This window comes from Methanohalophilus levihalophilus (assembly GCF_017874375.1).
In the GTDB taxonomy this organism is placed as follows: Archaea; Halobacteriota; Methanosarcinia; order Methanosarcinales; family Methanosarcinaceae; genus Methanohalophilus; species Methanohalophilus levihalophilus.
The window spans coordinates 239,411-255,878 of sequence record NZ_JAGGLK010000002.1; the positions used below are offsets into that span (position 1 = coordinate 239,411).

At 44.5% G+C, this 16,468-nt stretch carries 17 protein-coding genes; 11 read left to right on the top strand and 6 right to left on the bottom strand.

Features of this window, described 5'->3' with window-relative positions; genetic code table 11:
• Window positions 1-97 precede the first annotated feature (97 nt).
• The 4 genes from J2755_RS04850 to J2755_RS04865 are packed head-to-tail and all read left to right on the top strand — an operon-like array spanning window position 98 to window position 3,016.
• Window positions 98-640, top strand: a complete 543-nt coding sequence (locus tag J2755_RS04850; RefSeq protein ID WP_209680543.1) for a biotin transporter BioY — start codon at window positions 98-100, stop codon at window positions 638-640.
• Window positions 637-1,455 (top strand): ATP-binding cassette domain-containing protein, encoded by an 819-nt coding sequence (locus J2755_RS04855; RefSeq protein WP_209680545.1) that lies wholly within the window; start codon window positions 637-639, stop codon window positions 1,453-1,455. Before J2755_RS04850 ends, J2755_RS04855 begins: the two co-directional genes overlap by 4 nt.
• On the top strand, window positions 1,431-2,243 hold the full coding sequence (locus tag J2755_RS04860) for an energy-coupling factor ABC transporter ATP-binding protein (RefSeq protein ID WP_209680547.1): 813 nt from the start codon (window positions 1,431-1,433) through the stop codon (window positions 2,241-2,243). Before J2755_RS04855 ends, J2755_RS04860 begins: the two co-directional genes overlap by 25 nt.
• Entirely contained in the window at window positions 2,240-3,016 is a 777-nt protein-coding gene (locus tag J2755_RS04865) for an energy-coupling factor transporter transmembrane component T family protein (protein WP_209680549.1), read from the top strand. Before J2755_RS04860 ends, J2755_RS04865 begins: the two co-directional genes overlap by 4 nt.
• Before the next feature lie 12 nt (window positions 3,017-3,028).
• Here the strand turns inward: J2755_RS04865 and J2755_RS04870 are convergent, their stop codons facing one another.
• Window positions 3,029-3,235: a hypothetical protein gene (locus J2755_RS04870; RefSeq protein WP_209680551.1), complete on the bottom strand. Its 207-nt coding sequence runs from the start codon at window positions 3,233-3,235 to the stop codon at window positions 3,029-3,031.
• A gap of 276 nt (window positions 3,236-3,511) precedes the next feature.
• Between J2755_RS04870 and J2755_RS04875 the strand changes: the two genes are divergently transcribed.
• Window positions 3,512-5,449 carry a hydantoinase/oxoprolinase family protein gene (locus tag J2755_RS04875; protein ID WP_209680553.1) on the top strand — a complete coding sequence of 646 codons (1,938 nt, stop codon included), beginning with the start codon at window positions 3,512-3,514 and terminating at the stop codon, window positions 5,447-5,449.
• Between the two features lie 148 nt (window positions 5,450-5,597).
• Here J2755_RS04875 and J2755_RS04880 read toward each other — a convergent pair whose 3' ends face one another.
• Window positions 5,598-5,780: a hypothetical protein gene (locus J2755_RS04880; protein WP_209680555.1), complete on the bottom strand. Its 183-nt coding sequence runs from the start codon at window positions 5,778-5,780 to the stop codon at window positions 5,598-5,600.
• Between the two features lie 132 nt (window positions 5,781-5,912).
• Here J2755_RS04880 and J2755_RS04885 point away from each other — a divergent pair, with 132 nt between their 5' ends.
• Window positions 5,913-7,055, top strand: a complete 1,143-nt coding sequence (locus J2755_RS04885; protein WP_209680556.1) for a class II fructose-bisphosphate aldolase — start codon at window positions 5,913-5,915, stop codon at window positions 7,053-7,055.
• A gap of 4 nt (window positions 7,056-7,059) precedes the next feature.
• Here J2755_RS04885 and J2755_RS04890 read toward each other — a convergent pair whose 3' ends face one another.
• Window positions 7,060-7,371 (bottom strand): DUF167 domain-containing protein, encoded by a 312-nt coding sequence (locus tag J2755_RS04890; RefSeq protein ID WP_209680558.1) that lies wholly within the window; start codon window positions 7,369-7,371, stop codon window positions 7,060-7,062.
• Between the two features lie 480 nt (window positions 7,372-7,851).
• Between J2755_RS04890 and J2755_RS04895 the strand changes: the two genes are divergently transcribed.
• The 5 genes from J2755_RS04895 (at window position 7,852) to J2755_RS04915 (ending at window position 13,746) form a co-directional block, all read left to right on the top strand.
• Window positions 7,852-9,099: a Glu/Leu/Phe/Val family dehydrogenase gene (locus J2755_RS04895; RefSeq protein WP_209680560.1), complete on the top strand. Its 1,248-nt coding sequence runs from the start codon at window positions 7,852-7,854 to the stop codon at window positions 9,097-9,099.
• A 108-nt stretch (window positions 9,100-9,207) separates the two neighbouring features.
• Window positions 9,208-9,942, top strand: a complete 735-nt coding sequence (locus tag J2755_RS04900) for an NAD(P)-binding domain-containing protein (protein ID WP_209680562.1) — start codon at window positions 9,208-9,210, stop codon at window positions 9,940-9,942.
• Between the two features lie 175 nt (window positions 9,943-10,117).
• The gene (gene glnA / locus J2755_RS04905) at window positions 10,118-11,452 is read left to right on the top strand and encodes a type I glutamate--ammonia ligase (RefSeq protein ID WP_209680564.1); all 1,335 of its coding nucleotides are present in this window, start codon (window positions 10,118-10,120) and stop codon (window positions 11,450-11,452) included.
• A gap of 58 nt (window positions 11,453-11,510) precedes the next feature.
• Window positions 11,511-13,139, top strand: a complete 1,629-nt coding sequence (locus J2755_RS04910; protein ID WP_209680566.1) for a LamG-like jellyroll fold domain-containing protein — start codon at window positions 11,511-11,513, stop codon at window positions 13,137-13,139.
• Window positions 13,140-13,179: 40 nt separating this feature from the next.
• Window positions 13,180-13,746, top strand: a complete 567-nt coding sequence (locus J2755_RS04915) for a hypothetical protein (RefSeq protein WP_209680568.1) — start codon at window positions 13,180-13,182, stop codon at window positions 13,744-13,746.
• Window position 13,747: 1 nt separating this feature from the next.
• Here the strand turns inward: J2755_RS04915 and J2755_RS04920 are convergent, their stop codons facing one another.
• Genes J2755_RS04920 through J2755_RS04930 form a run of 3 tightly spaced genes read right to left on the bottom strand, consistent with a single transcriptional unit; the run spans window position 13,748 to window position 16,436 of the window.
• Complete coding sequence (locus tag J2755_RS04920; protein ID WP_209680570.1) at window positions 13,748-14,026, bottom strand: DUF1894 domain-containing protein; 279 nt, start codon at window positions 14,024-14,026, stop codon at window positions 13,748-13,750.
• 10 nt (window positions 14,027-14,036) lie between these two features.
• Window positions 14,037-15,038 carry a phosphoribosylformylglycinamidine cyclo-ligase gene (gene purM, locus J2755_RS04925; protein ID WP_209680572.1) on the bottom strand — a complete coding sequence of 334 codons (1,002 nt, stop codon included), beginning with the start codon at window positions 15,036-15,038 and terminating at the stop codon, window positions 14,037-14,039.
• Window positions 15,039-15,041: 3 nt separating this feature from the next.
• The gene (locus J2755_RS04930) at window positions 15,042-16,436 is read right to left on the bottom strand and encodes an aspartate kinase (RefSeq protein WP_245312708.1); all 1,395 of its coding nucleotides are present in this window, start codon (window positions 16,434-16,436) and stop codon (window positions 15,042-15,044) included.
• Window positions 16,437-16,468 lie beyond the last annotated feature (32 nt).

Sequence of the window (16,468 nt, forward strand, 5' to 3'; positions counted from 1 at the left end):
TGTGGCTTATTTAAGCCCATCAACCTCTTTCTTTTTTTTAATGCTTTCAGATCCGTAAAGCAAAAATATATATCACTAGTTAACCATTAAACTGAACATGGTTAACAACACTGTCAGTTCATCGGAACGTATAAGGAAAATGGTCTACGCTTCCCTCTTCGCATCAATGACCGCAGTGGGGGCGTATATGGTAATTCCAGTCGGTCCTGTTCCGATAACTCTTCAGGTACTATTCGTATTCCTTGCAGGGGCGTTCCTTGGTGCCCGCTGGGGTGCGGCCAGCATGGTTGTCTATCTTCTGCTCGGGATAGCAGGTCTGCCTGTTTTCGCCGGGGGTGCAGCAGGTCTGGGTGTGCTTCTTGGTCCCACAGGTGGTTACCTGATAGGATTTATCGCATCCGCAGCGGTTATTGGTTACCTGGTAGAACGCTTTCCCGGAAAATCAATTTCATATGCTTCAGTTTATTTCCTTGCCGGAATGATTGTAATTTATATTTTTGGCTATTTGCAGCTAATGTATGTGGCCTCCCTGAGTCCTGTTCAGGCTTTTACATTGGGGGTGGCTCCGTTCATTCTTTTTGATGCCATCAAGGCAATCGCTGCAGCAGTATTGTTTACACGTGTGGATATTGAACTATGATTGAAATCAAAAACCTGTCATTTAGGTATCCTCGAAGTGAATATATTCTCAGAGATGTCAACATCCGGATATCAGCAGGAGAGTACGTTGCAATTGTAGGGGAAAACGGCAGTGGAAAATCCACTCTTGTACGGCACCTCAACGGCCTGCTGCTTCCTGCGGAAGGTTCGGTGACAGTTTCCGGAATGCCTACCACTGATGAATCATGCCTGGATCAAATACGGCAGAAAGTGGGCATGGTTTTCCAGGATCCCATGACACAATTTGTAGGGGCTACTGTCTGGGAAGATGTTGCTTTTGGTCCCTCAAACCTTTGTTTCTCCCGTGAGAAAATGCTTGAAGCTGTTGAGGCTTCACTCAGGGCTGTTGGTCTGGAAGAATTCAGGGACGCCTCACCTTCACTGCTCAGTGGTGGGCAGATGCAACTGGCTGCGATTGCAGGGGTGCTGGCTATGGAACCCGAATGTCTGGTTTTTGATGAATCTGTTTCAATGCTTGATTCCATTACAAGGAATAAAATCATCTCTTTGATCCAAAAATTGCATTCCGATGGGAAAACCATAGTTCACATTGCTCACAATCTGGATGAAATACGGCATGCTGAACGGATTATTGCCCTGAAAAACGGAAGGGTTTTGTACGACGGGAAAATGGCGACTTTTCTTGAAAGGGAAGTGTTCCGGGATGCAGGTATGGCAATCCCCCAAATCATGGATCTGTCCTTGCGACTCAAACAGGCAGGCATCTTGGAAGATATTGCATGTGACATGGGCACCGTTGTGGAGGGAATATGTCGGTTCAAGTCAAAAACATAAGTTTTGCATATGCAAAAAACAAGCCTGTACTATCCGATATATCTTTTACTCTGGAATCCGGTGAAATCATTGGCCTCATGGGTGAAATAGGATCTGGAAAATCCACACTCATCAGGCATCTCAATGGACTGCTTTCCCCGGATAGTGGCTTTGTTCTGGTGGATGATTTTCCGTCATCTGACAAAAAGGCCCGGAAGCTGGTTGGTATCCTTTTCCAGCATGCTTCAAGGCAGTTGTTTGAGCAGACTGTTTTTGATGACATTGCGTTCGGTCCGAAAAATTATGGTGAGAAGGGACACACTCTCAAAAAGACCGTCTATGAGGCCGCAGATCTTGTAGGTCTTGGACAGGAATTACTTGAACTTTCACCACACAGGTTGAGTGGGGGTGAGAAAAAACTTGCCTGTTTTGCAGGTGTTGTTGCATGCTCTCCAGATGACATGATTCTCGATGAGCCTTTTAGCGGGCTGGATAGTATTTCCCGGAACAAGATGGTGAATGCCCTTGAAACACTGAAGAGAAAGGGTTGTGGGATTCTCATTGCTTCCCATCATTCCGATACGTTTGTAAATCTTGTTGACAGAATGCTATTCCTTGAAAATGGGAGCATCGCTTATGATGGTTCCCCGGATTCCTTTGTTGAAAAATATCCTTTGCAATCTCCCTCAATTTCCGCATTGATGTCTTTATTGCAGAATCGTGGTGTAGACTTGCCTTCGGACATTTCTGAAGTTGAAGAGGCATTCAATGCAATTCTCTCGGTATGCGGAAAAGGGGGAACCAGATGAGAAAATATATTTCCTTCGGTTTTATCAATGGCGATTCTGCAATCCACAATCTTGACCCACGGACCAAACTATTTTCGCTTATTGTGCTGAGTATTCTGATATTCCGAATTTCATCTCTCCAGAACTTGTTTTATCCTTTGCTTCTTTTCATTGGGGCAGCGCATTTTTCGGGGACTTCTCTTAAACAGCACGTTCTTTCCGTACGCCCCTTACTTCCATTCCTGATTGCCATATTTTTGTTTCATTTCCTGATGTTTCCGGGCACAGCTTCATCTGAGTTTCACTGGTCCAGTTTTTCACAGGAAGGACTACTCAGCGGTTCTCTTGTGGTGGGTCGCTTTGTCCTGTTAATATTATTTGCTTCCCTGTTTTCAGCAACCACTTCCGCTGCAATGCTGGCGCTGGGGATTGAATCAATCCTGAAACCAATTCCGGTTCATCGTGCAGGAATAACAACATCGGAAATTGCCACAATGATGGCATTATCCGTAAATCTCGTTCCTCTCCTTTTGAGGTATATGGAAGAAGTAAGGGATGCACAGCTTTCAAGAGGATTGGGGAACAGGTTTATGATCTCCGGGATTTTTTCTCTTGTAATTCCGTTCTTTTCGGGAAGCCTTCGGCTTGCAGATGACATCTCCGTGGGAATGGAAAGCCGCTGTTATCATGGTGGGCCACGAACACAGCTATATGAAATGAAATTTAAAAATAGGGATCGCATTCTAACTGCCATCGCAGCCGTGTTCCTGCTTGGAATTGTCCTTTACCTATAATGATAGACTTTATTAGTCCAGCATTGCTCTCTTTTCAGATAATGTCCTGGAAATCTTGTTTTTGAAGTCGTCAACTACCATGTTGGCTTTTATTTCATTGAGCGCATATTGGTGGGGGTCTCTGCTTTCAACTAAAAGCGGGATTCCCACAATTCCGTCATGTTTGTCTAAAGCCAGATCTTTACAGTCTTTCCAAGAAAAATCACATATTTCTCTCATTTGAATCCCCTCTGATCAAATTCAAACATTTTATGTTGATTCTCCATCATAAAAACATCCATAGATATTAATATATACCTTTTGGTAAGGAGCTTCTATTCGAAGCTATGTTTTTATCTGGCTGCAATTCCTGCTTTTATATTCGATAACAAGTGACTGTTTTTGAAAGTTCACAGCGTTGGATGAATACGGTATCCTTATATATGCAGCACTTGAACGTATTTCTCTGTTTCATTTGTATGTCATATTTTCAAAAAAAAAGGGAGTTGTATTTACATGGTTTATAGTCTTGGGATTGACGCTGGTGGCACATACACTGATGCCGTATTGTTAAACGATGATGACGATAGCATTCTTGATGCAAACAAGGCTTTGACAAGTTACCCTGATCCTCTTCAGGGTATTAAAAACGCAATTGATGGGATTGATCAGGACCTGTTGAAAAAAGTGAGGATAGTCTCGGTATCAACAACCCTTTCAACCAATACGATTCTTGAAGGGACCGGTTTCCCGGTGGCTCTTATCCTTATTGGGGATTACGAGCTTAAGCAGGAGTTGCCAACACCATACTATGTGAAAGTCACAGGCGGGCATAACCACAATGGTGTGGAAAAAGAAACTCTTGATGAAGCCGAAATACGCAAATTTGCCGCTGAAGTCAAGGATAAAGTTTCGGCATTTGCTATATCCTCGTTTTTCAGTATACGTAATCCCGAACACGAGGAAAAAGCAAAGGAAATTGTTCGGGAAATCACTGGACATCCTGTTGTTTGTGCACACGAATTATCTCTTGATCTGGGTGCTTTTGAAAGGGCAACAACGGCATTTTTCAATGCCCAACTGCTTCCAATAACGGAAAAATTCATGGAAACCGTTGAACAGGATATAAAGAGCCGTGGAATAAACCCGAAAGTGTTCATGCTCAAATGTGACGGTTCGGTTATCGGCATCAAGAGTGCCCTTGAAAAACCAATCGAATCCATTTTTTCCGGTCCTGCCGGAAGTCTTGTTGGTGCGTCTTTCCTCACCGGAAGGGACAGTTGTGCTGTCATTGATGTTGGTGGAACCAGCACTGATATTTCAGTTATTCAAAACGGCGTTCCTGAGATTAGTGATGAAGGGGCGGTTGTAGGAGGCTGGAAAACACGTGTAAAAGCCATTAAGATGGAAACGTCTGCAATGGGTGGGGACAGCCACGTATGGGTGAAAGACGGGAAATCAAATATTGGTCCGCGAAGGGTAGTTCCATTAAGTCGTGCAGCGGAATTATTCCCGGGTTTCCTGGATATGCTTAAAGTAAACCCTATGCCTTCCAACACTTTGATCAGTAACAACATCCAGCCCACCACATTCTACATGAAGTCCGGATATGGGCCAATAGGGCTTACGGAACTCGAAAAAGCGGTCTTTGATGCGGTGTCCGATGAACCGACTTCACTTCGCGAACTGAGAACCCGGCTTGATAACAGATATCCGTCTTCCAAAATTCTGGATAAACTTCTCCAGAAACGCCTGATACAACCTATTGGTTTTACTCCTACTGATGCTCTTCACGTACTGGGCGATTACACTGAGCACAATACCGAGGCTGCAGAAATCGGTGCTGCATTACTAGGGAAAATGTGCAAAATGGATGCAGAAGGATTTGCATTGTCCATCAAACAAAAGTTTGTCCGCAACATGGCTTCTCACCTCATATCTTTCTTCCTCGAAGGAATTCCAAAGGAAGAGGTTCGCAAAGTGTTCGATCTTGATGTTCCTGTTAAGTTCAAAATCGATGTTCCGGTAGTTCTCATCGGTGGCCCCGTGGTTGCCTACAAGAAAGAGCTTGAGGAAATCCTTGATGCGGAAATAATTCTTCCGGATTATTCAAATGTCGGCAATGCTGCAGGAGCTCTTGCTGCCAAGGGTGTCAGGAGGGTTGATTTCCTGGTGAAACCCGCTTCAATGGCAGCTCCGGATTGGGAATACTATGTATTCTCAGAACTAGGAAGGGTAAGTTTCCATGAGTATCGTGATGCTATGCATTACGCAAAGGAAACCGGTCACTCCCTGATAATGCAATACATGGAAGATGCGGGACTTGATCCGGATCACGTGGATATTGATGTTATTAAGGAAGAAATTGTGCCGGATGGATGGGATTTCCCGCTCCAGACCCACATGAGGGTGATAGGGGTAGGAACTCGTTTAATCGATGAGGAAGTTGCCTGATTTTTCGGTTCTGTCGAAACCCTTGTTCGAATGCAACCACGGAGAACACAGAGTACCCAGATAATTTTGCAGTCTTTGTGCTCTCTGAGAACTCTGTGGTTAAGATAAAATGCAGAAATAATTGATGGCTCGAATCCTGATGATGTTCTCAGGATTCACTTTCTTCCCGGTTTAACCTTTCTCTTTCAAGATTGAGCAGCTTACGAATAACAAGTTTGGGTTTTCCAAGACCCACATTTGGAATATCTGGATGTTTCTCAATAGCATATTTGTGAAGCTCTTCTGCACTCATGGCACGGAGCTTGTTCTCAAGTTCAAGGATCTCTTTCATGGTTTTTCTCCATTAATCTGTTCAATTTGATGCGCTTTTGTGTATTTAGGACTTATGGTTTGTGTGACAGAAATCGTTATGAATTGAAAGGTATATCTAGGTACCAGATAAACGCTTTTGAGGTCATAATACATGAGCGAAAACTACGAACCAGTCCCAAGTTCATATTTCTTTAAAGCCCTGCTTGACAGGGACACAATCATCCTTGCAACCAACACCCGCATAGCCCTGGTAACGAAGGGTATCCTCAGGGCAGCAAAAGAAATGGATGCTCCGGTAATTTTGGAGCTTGCAAGATCTGAGTCTGATCTGAGTGGTGGTTATTCCGGACTTACCCCTGCAGAATTCTCCAGAAGATCAAGGGAAGCTGCTGCGGAGGTGGGCTATGATATGTGGGCATTGCATGCTGATCATATTGGCATCAAGAAAGGGACCCCTGAAGACATCGAAGCAACAAAAGATCTTGTAAGCGGACAGGTTGAAGCAGGTTTCACTTCTTTTGCCATTGATGCATCCCATCTCTTCAATTTCAAGGGAGGTAATCTTAGGGAAGAGCTTGCTGACAACATTAATGCCACTACGCAAATCGCTCACCACATTGAAGAGAAGATGGGCGGCAAAGAATACGGCCTTGAAGTTGAGGTCGGTGAAATCGGGCGAGAGGATGAGCATGGCCGTGTTCTCACAAAACCTGAAGAAGCCGTTACTTTTATTCAGGCGCTCAACGAAAATGATGTTTATCCCCATGTTCTTGCTATTGCAAATGGGAGTGCTCATGGCAACACCTATGACAGTGCAGGACATCTGATTGAAGAGATTTCAATTGATGTCGAGCAAACAATTGCGATTGCCGACGCACTCAGGCAAAATGGTTCTGATGTGCGTGTTGCCCAGCACGGGATTACCGGCACTCCGCGAGAGCTGATTTATGAGCGCTTCCCTCATGGGACTATTCTCAAAGGGAATGTTGCAACGTATTTCCAGAACATTGTATGGGAGATCTTCAGGATTTTCGAACCTGAGCTGTTCAACGATATCTGGAAATGGACCATTGAAAACCACCGTGAGAAAGCTCCGGGTAAATCCGACAACGAAATCTTCGGCAAGTTCAGCAAATTCGCAGTCGGACAATTCTTTGAGAGGATTTATGCTGTAAACGAGGACACAAAAGTTGCCATTGAAGCCCGTGTATATGCCGAGACAATGGTCTTCCTGAAAGCTTTCAAGGCAGACGGTACTGCTAAAATAGTGAGGGAATACATTTCTTCCCTCTGATTCTTTACTTTTTCTTTTCCAAATATTCGACTGCCTTTATTTTGCTGATTCCTTCCACATTAACGGTTTTCTGACTGTTTTTCATTCCGGCAGCGATTGATATCGATGACGTAGGAATCCCTAAAATTTCCGAAAGGCTCTGGATCAGCTGCAAATTGGCTTTTCCCTTTTGTGCTTTTTCAGTGAGTTTAACTTCAATGCGTTTTCGCCACTCATTGTATTCTCCTGGTATACAGAGTGTTTTAGACCCCGGAGTAACTTCAAAATCGATGGTAATTCCAGTATCGTTTTCACGAATGGCATCACTAAAAGGCATGGGTAAAAATCCATTTTGTTGCAGGGGACAATGCTGTCGCCCGACGCACTAACTCCGGGAGATCATCCTCTGGACATCTCCGCAGTCCTTCCCGGTTACCCTCGTGACAGGCTTGTGTCGCATCGTCTCCTTATGTGGCGCATTGAGGTTGTCTGTACACTCACTGAAAGGCTCGTGCCATATTCTTGTGCAAGGACCTTACAATGCGCACATTTCTTACTCTTTGTATTTGATAAAAAGCTGGCGTTAGTTTCCTACAATTGTCCGGTTAACTTATATATCAGAAGGAGGTAATAGGTTGCCAATACCCATGGTATTTGAGCAAACTCTCTATATGGTGCTTGGTTGGCGGGGTTCGCCTACATGGAACAATTTAGAAGTGAAATCAGGGAAATTTCGACAAAAATTGTAATCTCGCATTAAAGTTTGCTTGTTAATTAAATCCGTTTAAATATCTCATAAATTTAAGAGGTAAAACAAATGTCAACAGAAAACCCATTTGAAAACTCAAGGAAACAGTTAGCAAAGTGTGCAGCAATTCTTGAACTCGATGACGGTGTACACGAAATGCTCAGACACCCAATGCGTGAACTGCACGTATCCCTTCCAATCCGTATGGACGATGGTTCCATTAAGGTATTTGAAGGTTTCAGGGTACAGTATAATGATGCAAGGGGTCCAACAAAAGGCGGTATCAGGTTCCACCCGGAAGAGACCGTTGACACAGTCAAGGCACTCGCAGCATGGATGACCTGGAAATGCGCAGTTGTTGACATTCCACTCGGCGGCGGTAAAGGTGGCGTAATCTGCAACCCTAAGGAAATGTCCGAAGGCGAACTCGAACGTCTCAGCCGTAAATTTATCTCAAGCATTTCCCAGATTGTAGGTCCAGAAAAAGATGTTCCTGCACCTGATGTTTACACTAACCCTAAGATGATGGCATGGATGATGGATGAATTCTCCAAGATCTCCACCATGAACAAAGCAGGTGTTATCACCGGTAAGCCACTATCTGTCGGCGGTTCCCTCGGTAGGGGCGACGCAACTGCAAGAGGCGGTCTCTACACAGTCCGTGAAGCAGCAGAAGAGCTCGGAATAGACCTCAAGAACGCAAAGGTCGCTGTTCAGGGATACGGAAACGCAGGATACTTCGCTGCAAAACTCGCAGTAGAACTCTTCGGTTCCACAGTCGTTGCTGTTACAGACAGCAGAGGCGGTATCATGAACATGGACGGTATCGACCCAGAAGCCGCATTCCAGCACAAAGTTGAAACCGGATCCGTTGTTGGTCTCGCAAACACCGAACCAATCTCCAATGAAGAAATCCTTGAATTGGATGTTGAATTGCTTATTCCTGCAGCACTCGAACACGTAATCACCGAGAAGAACGCAGACAAGATTAAAGCTAAGATCGTAGCAGAACTCGCAAACGGTCCAACCACACCTCGCGCTGACGAAATTCTCCACGAGAGAGGTGTACACGTCATTCCTGACTTCCTCTGTAACGCTGGTGGAGTTACTGTATCATACTTCGAAATGGTCCAGAACTTCTACATGTACTACTGGAGTGAGGAACGTGTCCACAGCCGTTTGGACAGGAAGATGACTGACGCATACCACGCAGTCCTCGAAGCATCCAAGAACTACAACATCGACATGAGAACCGCAGCTTACGTAGTTGCTATCGACCGTGTCGTAGTTGCAATGAAAGACCGTGGCTGGATTTAAGCCCCGCAACATTTGTCATTGCTAAAATAGCCGAATGATCCTTAGTTGGTTCATCCGGCTATTTTTTTAACCAATAATTTTATTTACATTATTAATTATGGGGTTCCCATGAAGATCGCAGTAATTGGTGGCACAGGTAGCATCGGGAAGGGATTTGCGCTCAGATGGGGCCAGAAACACGAAGTAATTATTGGCTCCCGAAACCAGGAAAGAGCCGAAGCCAAAGCAGCTGAATTTACAAGCATGCTGGAAAATCGTGGTCTTGATGCCAGTATTACGGGTGCTCTCAACAAAACAGCAGCTTCAAAAGCTGAAGTTGTAGTGCTTGCAGTCAGGTATGGTCAGGTTGCTTCAATAATTGATCAAATAAAGCCCGTACTCGACGATCAAATCGTCATATCTGTTGTTGTACCCATGGCAAAGGATCGCTGCATAATTATGCCGGATTCCGATACAATTGAGGTGACAGCAGCTGATCGTGATGATTATAATGTGGATTACTTCTGTTACAGTACTCCCGCTTCAGGTAGTGCGGCAGAGGAAATTGATGCACTGCTTCCGGATGGGATTGAACTTGTATCTGCATTCCACAATGTTCCGGCAGCAAAGCTTGCAAACCTGGACATCGAATTAAACTATGATATTGGTGTATGTGGAAACAACATGCATTCCAAAAACATTGTTTTTGATCTCGTCAGGGATATTTCAAATATGAGACCAATTGACATTGGCCCGCTTGAAACATCCTCTATGGTTGAAGCCCTGACTCCGCTTGTTATCAACGTAGCCATCAGGAACAATATGAAAGATGTTGGTATAAAGTTCGTTGATGAGAACTGCTGATTACCAACTACTTCCTTTTTTAGGATATCACCACTTCGTAAGTGAAACTCCAATAAAGTGAACCAAAATCCTGTATGCTTCTTTTCTGTTTTATGTTACATTTATCACCAAAAACATGATATATCATACAGGGCGTAATCCCTCTCCATAATACAAACAATCATCAGGTGATATTATGATAATCAACACTAAAGAAGATGTATTGAAAGCAACTGAAGAACTGAATGTTAAGTTCATTCGCTTGCAGTTCACCGATATTCAGGGTGGTGTCAAGGATGTTGAGATTCCTGTGACGCAGATCCAGAAAGCCCTTGATACCGGTATATCTTTTGACGGTTCTTCAGTTGAAGGTTTTGTGAGGATCGATGAATCCGACATGGTGTTGCGACCTGATGTTCGTAGCTTCGCAATCTTGCCATTAAATTCCAAAAAGGGTATTGTTGCCCGTATGATCTGTGATGTATACATGCCGGACGGCACTCCCTTTGAAGGAGACCCCCGCTATGTCCTTAAGAAAGTAATGAAAGAAGCTCATGAAATGGGTTACACTTTCAATGTCGGGCCGGAACTCGAGTTTTTCCTTTTTGAAAAGGATGAGAATGGAAATTCAACGACCAAACCCCACGATTATGGACGCTATTTTGAGTTTGCTCCGACAGATCTGGCCGAAGACATCCGCAGGGATATTGTACTCACACTTACCGATTTGGATTTTGATATTGAAGCTTCTCATCATGAAGTTGCTTTCGGGCAGCATGAAATCGATTTCAAATATGGGGATGCTCTGACTACCGCAGACAATGTTGTTACTTTCAAGTATGTTACACGTGCCATTGCTAAAATAAACGGTCTTCATGCAACTTTCATGCCAAAACCCATTTTCGGTGAAAATGGATCAGGTATGCACGTAAATCTTTCTCTTTCAAAGGATGGCAATAATGCATTCTATGATCCCGATGGGAAGATGGAATTGAGTGATATTGCATTCCATTTTATTGGAGGTTTGCTAAAACACGTAAACGGTATTACTGCAATTTCCAATCCTTTAGTTAACTCATACAAGAGGCTTGTTCCGGGCTATGAAGCACCGGTTTACATTGCCTGGTCAGGGGCCAACCGCAGTTCACTAATACGTATTCCTTCTGCAAGAAAGAAAAGCACAAGGGTTGAATTGAGAAGTCCTGATCCTTCATGTAACCCCTACCTTACTTTTGCGGCTCTTCTCGCGGCGGGTCTTGATGGAATAAAGAACAAGATAGATCCTGCCGATTTGTACACGGAAGAAAATATCTTTGAATTAACCGCCTGTGGCAGGGATGACAGGGGAATTGAAACCCTTCCGGGAACTCTGTTGGAAGCATCCAACCACCTTGAAAAAGATGAGCTCCTGAGAAATGCCCTTGGTGAACATCTCCACAATAATCTCCTTAGATACGCAAAGGCAGAATGGGATGATTACAGGATACAGGTTCACGATTGGGAAATCAAACGTTACCTGAATGCGGTCTGAGCCCATAATAATATATTTTATTAAAAGGTTAAATTAGTACATGCCAGTGTTGCCACGCATGAAAACGCTTTCAAGCGACGAATCTGCAGTAGCAGAGGTCGTTGGAGAGATTCTTTTGAGTGCGATTGCAGTTCTGGCATTTGCTGCCATTGTCACTTTTATTTTTGCAAACCTTGGGGCAGACGAATCCGCACGAGTGGATGTAGATGCCTGGACGGATATTGACACTGATACGGTTTCCTTCAGGCATACCGGTGGAGAAACCATAGATGTCAGCGACATCGCATTTCTGGTGAATATTAACGGTACCATTGAGCGAATCGATTCTTCCCAGATTTCTTCTTTCTATGGCAGGGACATATGGGAATTTGGCGACACAATTGAACTGAATGTATCGGATATGTTCGGGTACAACATTACTGAAAACAGCTCAATTGAATCGAAACTTATTCACACTTCTGCAAACCTTGTTGTTTTTGACAGTTTCTTATCTGGAAGTTCTTCACTCTCATCAGGATCTGGTGGAGTGACGCCTGATCCCACATGTGGATTTGCAAGATGGGCATTTGACACCGGTTCCGGATCAATTGCATATGATAGCGTAGGTTCTTACGATGCTACAATCTATGGGGCTACCTGGATTTCTGCAATAGATGGCAATGGTTTGTCATTTGACGGAACCAATGATTATGTACAGAAAACCATGGATCTGCCACAGAATGAAATAACTGTTATGTTCTGGATGAAGAGTTCGGACAGCAGCAAAAGTGGAACTCCGTTCTCATATGCTGCTTCTCACAATAATGAATTCCTGATCTATAACTACCGATCGTTTGCCATATACAGGGGTAATTCCAATGTTGCCACCGGTGTATCCGCAAATGACGGGGATTGGCATCATATTGCTGTTACATGGAAAGGCTCGGACGGCTCCACTAAATTGTACAAAGACGGCTCTCTTGCATATTCCGGTACTCTTGCAAGCGGAACTTCTATTGGTACCGGTGGTTCAGTAGTGATGGGACAGGAACAGGATTCAGTTGGTGGAGGGTTTGCCTTAAACCAGGCATTCCTGGGTGATTTGGATGATGTAAGGATATGTGATTCAATTCTCAGTGAATCGGAAATTACACAAATATACAATGCAGTTACACTTCCTCAGGGCAGTGAATCATACCGTGTGAGTGCTTCCAGTGATGATGCAGAGGAGAGGGTTTCAAATGGTGCGATGTCGCTCACGAGCAGTGATCTTGAACTGATTCGTGATGGCAGTCAGGATCAGGTAACAGGAATGCGTTTCCAGAACGTTGATATCCCACAGGGAAGCACGATTAGCAGTGCTAAAATAGTGTTTATTATTGACGAAAACAATGCTCAACCAACTACTCTGAATATTTATGGTCATGACATTGATGATTCGCCGGAGTTTAGCAGTTCAGATTATAACATAAGCAGCCGTGCAGGAACTTCTGCTGTTGTCCAGTGGAACAGTCTTCCCTCTCCGGATGTAGGCGAAACTCTCGAATCCCCGGACATATCAAGTGTCGTGCAGGAAATCGTAAGCAGATCGGGCTGGAGTTCAGGAAACTCGATGACAGTAATAATTAACGGCACAGGAAAACGTGTTGTTGAATCCTATGATGGTGTTTCTTCCAGTGCCCCCCTCCTTGTTGTGGAATACAGCTAAACCATAATATTAATCTCAAATGCCATCGTAGCAGTTTCCCATGACCGATGTGATGCTTGTATGGGATTCTCCTATCCTTTTTGAAAAACTGTTCACAGAACATGGACTTGCGTGCATGAGGGTAGATGGTGCCGCTCTTGGTACTCCTTTCCTACCGACTTCCAGATGTCTTGTCCTGCCTACAGGTTTTGCGAATACCGCTTACAGCAAAATCCATCGGTCTATCGGGAATAAAGGAAAAAAGCTTGTAAATTTTGTGGAGAAAGGCGGGACTTTAGTTATATTCGGTCCACTGGTACAATTCTATTCTTTTGATTGGCTCCCGTTTGAACTGGAATATTTTGAAGAGCATGAGCAACTTCCATTGCATCAGGTGAATCAGGGTGACATTTCATGTATTATTGAAGACCTGTCAGAACCGGTGGAATGTGATGGATATTTCTCAAAAGCCGATGCTATCGTGATTCTTGAAAATGAAAGAAATCAGCCAGTGATGGTGAAGAAAGAAATAGGAAAGGGGTTGGTTGTAGCTTCCACAATTCACGAATTCCCATCCGGGGATTTCATGAAATGTGTGGTTGAAAAAGGAAGTCCTTCAAAACTCTGACTCAGTATCCGCTTTTGCGGAGTTTTTCAATTTCATCTTCGGCATTGTCCAGTTTGAGCACAAACAGCCCTGCACAGGGTTTTACATACTGGAAATAGATTGCCTTTTCGCGAATGCCAATTGGAATGGTTTCTGCTCCCCTGAGCATAACGCCTCGAATTGTGTAACCCGCTGGAACATGGTAGACTTCATCGGAATTACGTATGACGAAGTCCTCACATTCTTTTTGGGACGCCCCTTTGAGCATTATTTCGTAAGGAATATCATTGATACAGGACATTTTAGGACCCTTAGATGAAGTCTATTCCTTTTAGTTTAATACCCTTTTCCACAATCTTCCCGACAATTTTACCATTGCAGAGGTTGACAGCTTTTTCAGCTTCTTCCGGTGGGAGAATAATCAAAAAGCCCATTCCCATGTTGAAGGTGCGGTACATTTCAGCTTCATCTACTCCGCCTTCCTTCTGAAGGAACTTGAAAACTTCCGGTGGTTCAATCGGGTCGATGAATTCAAATCCAAGATCGGTAACCCTCTGGAGTTTCAGCAAACCACTGCCGGTAATGTGTGCAAGACCGTGAACGTTGCATTCCCGGATCACGTCCAGTACTTCCATGTAAATCCTTGTTGGAGTAATAAGCTCTTCACCGATGGTTTTTGAACAGTTGTAAGGAAGGGGGTCATGATAGGAATATCCGGATTCCTCAATTATCCTGCGGACAAGGGTATAGCCATTGCTGTGTATCCCGCTGCTTGGAAGGCCCACAAGAACATCGCCAATTTCCACTTTTTCGCCAGTTATTATCTCGTCTTTCTTGACCATTCCAAGACAGGTTCCTGCCAGATCAAATCCGTTGACAATTTCCGGTAAAGTAGCTGTTTCGCCACCAAGAATTGACATCTTTGAGATCTCAGCACCCTTTGCAAGTCCGACGCCAATCTGGCGTGCAAATTCCTCGGAGTGCTTTTCGACTGCCAGGTAATCCACAAATCCGATGGGTTCGGCACCGATTGCCAGCAGATCGTTGACATTCATGGCAATACAGTCAATTCCCACTGTATCCCATTTTTCGATTTCCGTTGCAATGAGGACTTTTGAACCGACACCATCTGTGGCCATTGCAAGTGCATGTTCCCCGAAGTCCATCAGGCCGGCATAATGTCCGATGTTTGTCAGGGGTGCACCAATGCCTTCCCTGCGATAGGTCATGCTTTTTGTCAGGTTTCCAATTGTTCCTTCCTCTTCATGAATGTCTACGCCGGAATCGGCGTATGTAAGTTTCTTTTCCTGCAAAAATCATTCCTCCCTGGGAGCACCGAGTTCGAATTCCCGGTTAAGTACACGGACTGCATCTTCGGCCTGATCGGAGCTGACAACAAACGAAATGTTGTGCTGGGATGAACCCTGACTGATCATAATAACATTGATCTTTTCCCGGCCCAATACGCCAAAAACCCTCCCTGCAACGCCGGGTATGCCATCCATTCCGGCTCCGACGACTGCAACCACACAGATGTTGCTGTCACAGACCACATCTGCAATAGAGTTTTTCTCAAGCTCCGGCTGGAGTGCTTTTACGGCAATATCCAGATGCGCATCATCCACTACAAATGACATGTTGGCTTCGGATGAACTCTGGCTGATCATGATAATATTCACGCCTGCATCTGCAAGAGCTGAAAAGACACGTGCTGCTGTTCCAATTGCACCAACCATTCCTGCACCGGAAATGTTGATTGCTGCAACATTGCGGATAAGTGTAACTGCTTTGACCACATCTTCACTGCGGGTCTGGTCTGCTACAATAAGCGTTCCACCAAAATCAGGTTCAAAAGTATTTTTTACCCTGACAGGAATGCCGTGCTTGATGGCAGGCACAATGGTCCTTGGATGAAGTACCTTGGCACCGAAGTAGGATAATTCCATAGCCTCAATGTAAGAAATCTGCATGATTGGGCGTGCATCCGGTACGATACGTGGATCGCTGGTCATGACGCCATGCACTTCCTTCCACAACCAGATCTCATCTGCTTTGACAGCAGCACCGATGATTGATGCGGTGTAGTCAGAGCCGCTTCGACCAAGGGTTGTGATTATTCCTTCTTCACTCTCAGCGATAAATCCTGTTACCACAGGAATATGATCTTCGATAATTTCCCCGAGTGTTTTCGCTACATTCTCGTAGGTTTTTTCCAGGGGAGATGCTTTACCATAATTACTGTTTGTAACAATACCTGCCTCTCCGCCTGTAAATGCTTTTGATTTTGTTCCAAGGCTTCGTATTGCTCCGCTTATGATTGGGGCGGCGAGCCTTTCTCCATAGGAAGAAATGTAATCAATGGAGCGAGGCGTCAGCTCCCCGAGATAGCAAATTCCGATAAGTGCCTTTTCAAGTTCATCAATGCGGGCATCAATCTGTTCGATTGCTTCATCAGCAGCAGTGCTGTCATCGATGGCCTCTTCCACAGCATCATAATGTTTCTTCGCCAGATTTGCCATGAATTCCTTGATCTGTGGAACCTTTCCTTTTCTGGAAGCTTCCATGGCATTCTCAAGCAAACCGTCAGTAACACCACCAAGCGCCGAAGTAACTGCCACTACTTCATGCCCTTCTTTCTTGTAATCATTGAGGAGGCTGGCGACATGGCGGATCTTTTTTCCGTCCGCAATGGACGTACCGCCAAATTTCATTACATATCTCATTATCAAATCACGTTTCTGTA

Coding starts and splice junctions, on each gene's coding strand:
- J2755_RS04850 (WP_209680543.1), top strand. CDS start 98: ATGGTTAACAACACTGTCAGTTCATCGGAACGTATAAGGAAAATGGTC.
- J2755_RS04855 (WP_209680545.1), top strand. CDS start 637: ATGATTGAAATCAAAAACCTGTCATTTAGGTATCCTCGAAGTGAATAT.
- J2755_RS04860 (WP_209680547.1), top strand. CDS start 1,431: ATGTCGGTTCAAGTCAAAAACATAAGTTTTGCATATGCAAAAAACAAG.
- J2755_RS04865 (WP_209680549.1), top strand. CDS start 2,240: ATGAGAAAATATATTTCCTTCGGTTTTATCAATGGCGATTCTGCAATC.
- J2755_RS04870 (WP_209680551.1), bottom strand. CDS start 3,235: ATGAGAGAAATATGTGATTTTTCTTGGAAAGACTGTAAAGATCTGGCT.
- J2755_RS04875 (WP_209680553.1), top strand. CDS start 3,512: ATGGTTTATAGTCTTGGGATTGACGCTGGTGGCACATACACTGATGCC.
- J2755_RS04880 (WP_209680555.1), bottom strand. CDS start 5,780: ATGAAAGAGATCCTTGAACTTGAGAACAAGCTCCGTGCCATGAGTGCA.
- J2755_RS04885 (WP_209680556.1), top strand. CDS start 5,913: ATGAGCGAAAACTACGAACCAGTCCCAAGTTCATATTTCTTTAAAGCC.
- J2755_RS04890 (WP_209680558.1), bottom strand. CDS start 7,371: ATGCCTTTTAGTGATGCCATTCGTGAAAACGATACTGGAATTACCATC.
- J2755_RS04895 (WP_209680560.1), top strand. CDS start 7,852: ATGTCAACAGAAAACCCATTTGAAAACTCAAGGAAACAGTTAGCAAAG.
- J2755_RS04900 (WP_209680562.1), top strand. CDS start 9,208: ATGAAGATCGCAGTAATTGGTGGCACAGGTAGCATCGGGAAGGGATTT.
- glnA (WP_209680564.1), top strand. CDS start 10,118: ATGATAATCAACACTAAAGAAGATGTATTGAAAGCAACTGAAGAACTG.
- J2755_RS04910 (WP_209680566.1), top strand. CDS start 11,511: ATGAAAACGCTTTCAAGCGACGAATCTGCAGTAGCAGAGGTCGTTGGA.
- J2755_RS04915 (WP_209680568.1), top strand. CDS start 13,180: ATGACCGATGTGATGCTTGTATGGGATTCTCCTATCCTTTTTGAAAAA.
- J2755_RS04920 (WP_209680570.1), bottom strand. CDS start 14,026: ATGTCCTGTATCAATGATATTCCTTACGAAATAATGCTCAAAGGGGCG.
- J2755_RS04930 (WP_245312708.1), bottom strand. CDS start 16,436: ATGAAATTTGGCGGTACGTCCATTGCGGACGGAAAAAAGATCCGCCAT.